The organism is Synechococcus sp. R55.7, from assembly GCF_047461955.1.
Classification (GTDB): domain Bacteria; phylum Cyanobacteriota; class Cyanobacteriia; order Thermostichales; family Thermostichaceae; genus Thermostichus.
Genome location: NZ_JANSIC010000242.1, coordinates 1 through 3,614, shown reverse-complemented (window position 1 = coordinate 3,614; position 3,614 = coordinate 1). Strand labels below are relative to the sequence as shown.

The window sequence follows — 3,614 nt, the reverse complement described above, 5'->3', positions numbered from 1 at the left end:
CACTGACCCTACGGGTACAGTGCGGGGCTCCTGCGATTTCTAGCTGAACTCCCCTCTCCCTCTGGGAGAAGGGTTTAGGGGTGAGGGTTGACGGCTTTCAAGATTGAAAAAGGCGGGAATAGAGGTGTTGGTGGGCTTGACAATCCCGTTCTTGTAGAGGGGTGAAGCTGCTTAGGGGCGGCCAGCCGAGGGAGAGGTTTGGCCTTTCGGCCCGCTTCACAACCGGCAGGATCTCTTGGTGTACCACTGCCTCGATGGGCTCGTACAACTGAGCCAATAGGCTTTGCCCCTCGGTATGCCCCAAAGGTACCAGACGCACCGCTGCCGAGACCAGCCCAGTGAGGGAGGAGAACAAGAAGGCACGCAGGGTATCTTCCAACCCAATGCCCGCCTGAGCGCAGATCCAGCCAAACACCACGGAATGATGCAGTGGATCCCCCTCTGCCTTGGGGACAGAGATTCCCCAGGTGCGTTCTGCCAGTTGAGCTAGGCGTTTCCCCAAATCTAGGCTGGCTTGGCGCGGCTCTGCCGCCCAACGGGTTGCTTGCAGCTGTTGCTGCAGCTTCTCCACTCCCGACTCGGATCCCAATCGGGATAGACGATGGGCCAAGGCACAGGCTCTGCCCTCGGTGGGGGCTAAGCCCATGTGCAAAACCCCCAACAGGTACTGCTGCACCCCAGCCCGATCGCGAAGTTGACCCGCTTGAACGGCAGCTTCCAAGCCCCAGGAGTGGGAATAAGCCCCAATCGGCAGGGCAGAATCGGTGAGCTGTAGCAACAGATAGAAAGTGCCGCTGGATCCTGGAGAAGTAAGTTGGGAGGAGAGCTCACCACGCATCTTCACCAAGCCTTAGCGGGGGCGGATCAGGCCATAGCCGCCATGGTTGCGGACGTAGATAACGTTGATCTCGCCATTTTCGATATTGCGGAAAACGTAGAAGTCGTGATCCACCAGCTCCAACTGGTGCAACGCTTCCTGAACCGTCATGGGTGGCATGGCGAAGTACTTGGTGCGCACCACCTCTGCCGGTAACTCCGCTTGCCGTTCCGTATTTAGCGGATCGGTGACGGGCTGCTGGGCCACTGCCACGGAGGTTTTGGGGGTGTGGCGGACGCGGTGAATGCCGTTCCGTTCTTTGTATTTGCGCAACTTGCGGGCCAGCTTGTCGGCCACACGGTCGATGCTGGCATAGAGGTTTTCGCTGCTTTCTTCCGCCCGGATCACGGTGCCATTGGCGTAGACGGTCACTTCGGCAGATTGGCTGGCACTGATACGGGGGTTGCGGGCTACCGATAGATTGACATCAACCTCACTGGTGATCTGGGCAAAATGACTGACAGCACGCTCAATTTTTTCTTGAACGTAGCTGCGGATGGCGTCGGTAATCTCGACGTTTTTCCCTTGGATCACAAGCTTAGTCATGAGGACTCTCCCAGTCATGTCGGTTTATACCTGAGATAGCGCCTCATCCCCACCCGGGATCCCTCTAACTCTGGAAAGCGATCCCAGCTCACAGGCGACGTCAGCCCTTTAATTGGCAAAAATGGAGCCCTGTCATCAAGGGTGAGCAGATCGGCTTTGGGAGTGGCACTAACCTCTTGGGTTAAGTCTAGGTTAACATCTCGCTCAAGGATCTCTGCCAGAGGTTAAGAATAAATTTAGGCTCTCTTAATGTTTCAGAGATGTTGAATTCCAGATTTTCCCGAATCGCAGGAGCTCTGTAGAGAAGCGGGATCCCCGCCCTGCAAGACATGCACTTCTATTGGCTGTGTTGAGTGTCTTTGGGAAAGGTTTTTTAGAGTTTAAGTTGCAAGTTCCTCAGTCAAAAGCCAAATCTATCATCAAACCCATAGACAGATCTAGCCTGCTAAAAATCTTCCTGAGCTGGATTTTGAGTTGGTTAAACAATGTCTCTAACTCTGACCTGTTTTTGAGAGACTGAAGGTGGGCCGTATTGCCCATAAGCTCGGCAATCCAGATGCTTCAGCTTTCCTCCAGGGTATGTTGGTATTATCCTACAGCCTAGCAGCATCTTGATTGGATAGCCATTGACAGCAAAAATGAAGGGATATTGATATAAATTAAGCTTTTTATCGATTTTTTATCAATATGAGGCTTTCGACTTGAGAGATGGTGTTGTTGTCGGTATTAGCTTTGACAAGCCTGTTGTTCACTGTTCCATGCTGTAAGGTTTCTATCGGAGAGCTACATAAGTACATAAGAACTTGGAACTCGGTTCTGCCGCTGCAGTCACCTTGAGGAGCGGTGGGGAGAAGGCCAACTCTTTCCGGGGTGGCTGAAATGCTACCCTCGAAACCAGCTTGGTGTGCAAAAGGTGGGGCAGACTGGGTGGGCGGAGGGATCCCGTTGAAGGCGGCAGAGCTTTTAGACAGAGCAGAAGAGGCTCTACAGGAGCAGTTTCAGGCGGTGGAGAAGACCCTCAGAGAGAACCTGGCGCGGGTGCTGCGGGCCTTTCGCGACCAGCGGGTGGGATCCCATCACTTTGCCGGGGTGTCGGGGTATGGCCACGACGACCAGGGGCGGCAGGTTTTGGATCGGGTGTTTGCCCAGATTATGGGCTGTGAGGCAGCAGTGGTGCGGCTGCAGATGGTGTCTGGTACCCATGCCATTGCCTGTGCTTTGTTTGGGGTGCTGCGTCCGGGGGATGAGCTGCTGGCGATTACCGGCCCCCCTTACGACACCCTTGAAGAGGTCATCGGTCTGCGGGGTTCCGGGCGGGGATCCCTACGGGAGTTTGGCATCGGTTACCGCCAGTTGGATTTGCGGGAGGGAACTGTCGATTGGCAGGCCCTGAAAACCGCCCTCAGACCGCAAACCCGCTTGGTTCACATTCAGCGGTCCTGTGGCTACGATTGGCGGCCCAGCTTTTCCATTGCCCAGATTGCCGAGATGATCCAAATGGTCAAAGCGCAAAACCCCGAAGTTGTGGTTTTTGTGGACAATTGCTACGGCGAATTTGTGGAAACCCAGGAGCCAACCCATGTGGGCGCAGATCTGATTGCCGGATCCCTGATCAAAAATCCGGGGGGCACCCTCGTTCCCGCAGGGGGCTATGTGGCCGGGCGGGCAGAGCTGGTGGAGCAAGCCGCTTGTCGGTTAACGGCTCCGGGCATTGGTTCGGAGGGGGGGGCAACTCTAGATCTCAACCGCCTTCTGTTTCAAGGCTTGTTCTTGGCCCCGCAGATGGTGGCCGAAGCGGTGAAGATCGCCCATCTGGCGGCGCAGGTGTTTTCTGATCTGGGCTACCCGGTCTCGCCTCTGCCTCAAGCTCCTCGCACCGATATCATCCAGGCCATTCAATTGGGATCCCCGCAAAAGCTGCAGGCCTTTTGCCACGCCATTCAAAACAGTTCTCCTGTGGATTCCTACCTCACCCCAGTTCCGGAGGTGATGCCCGGTTATGCAGACCCGGTGGTGATGGCAGCAGGCACCTTTATTGCCGGGAGCAGTGCCGAGCTGTCTGCCGATGGGCCGATGCGGGATCCCTACACCGTCTACTTGCAGGGGGGAACCCATCTCTACCATGGGCGGCTGGCCCTAGAAGCCGTCTTGCAAGCTTGGGAAACCCTGTAGGCCAACAGTTTGCTCTCGG

3 protein-coding genes are annotated in these 3,614 nt (G+C 55.8%); 1 reads left to right on the top strand and 2 read right to left on the bottom strand.

The window, feature by feature from the left end; all coding sequences use genetic code 11:
* Positions 1-97: 97 nt before the first annotated feature.
* Positions 98-838 carry an urease accessory protein UreF gene (locus NW820_RS11000; protein ID WP_414352004.1) on the bottom strand — a complete coding sequence of 247 codons (741 nt, stop codon included), beginning with the start codon at positions 836-838 and terminating at the stop codon, positions 98-100.
* A 12-nt stretch (positions 839-850) separates the two neighbouring features.
* Positions 851-1,423, bottom strand: coding sequence for a ribosome hibernation-promoting factor, HPF/YfiA family (gene hpf, locus NW820_RS10995; protein WP_011434101.1), 573 nt, complete (start codon positions 1,421-1,423; stop codon positions 851-853).
* A gap of 879 nt (positions 1,424-2,302) precedes the next feature.
* Here hpf and NW820_RS10990 point away from each other — a divergent pair.
* Entirely contained in the window at positions 2,303-3,595 is a 1,293-nt protein-coding gene (locus NW820_RS10990; RefSeq protein ID WP_369791756.1) for an aminotransferase class I/II-fold pyridoxal phosphate-dependent enzyme, read from the top strand.
* Positions 3,596-3,614 lie beyond the last annotated feature (19 nt).

What these genes read in the sequence shown, in the direction of transcription:
- NW820_RS10990 (WP_369791756.1), top strand. Translation starts at nt 2,303, where the DNA reads ATGCTACCCTCGAAACCAGCTTGGTGTGCAAAAGGTGGGGCAGACTGG.
- NW820_RS11000 (WP_414352004.1), bottom strand. Translation starts at nt 838, where the DNA reads ATGCGTGGTGAGCTCTCCTCCCAACTTACTTCTCCAGGATCCAGCGGC.
- hpf (WP_011434101.1), bottom strand. Translation starts at nt 1,423, where the DNA reads ATGACTAAGCTTGTGATCCAAGGGAAAAACGTCGAGATTACCGACGCC.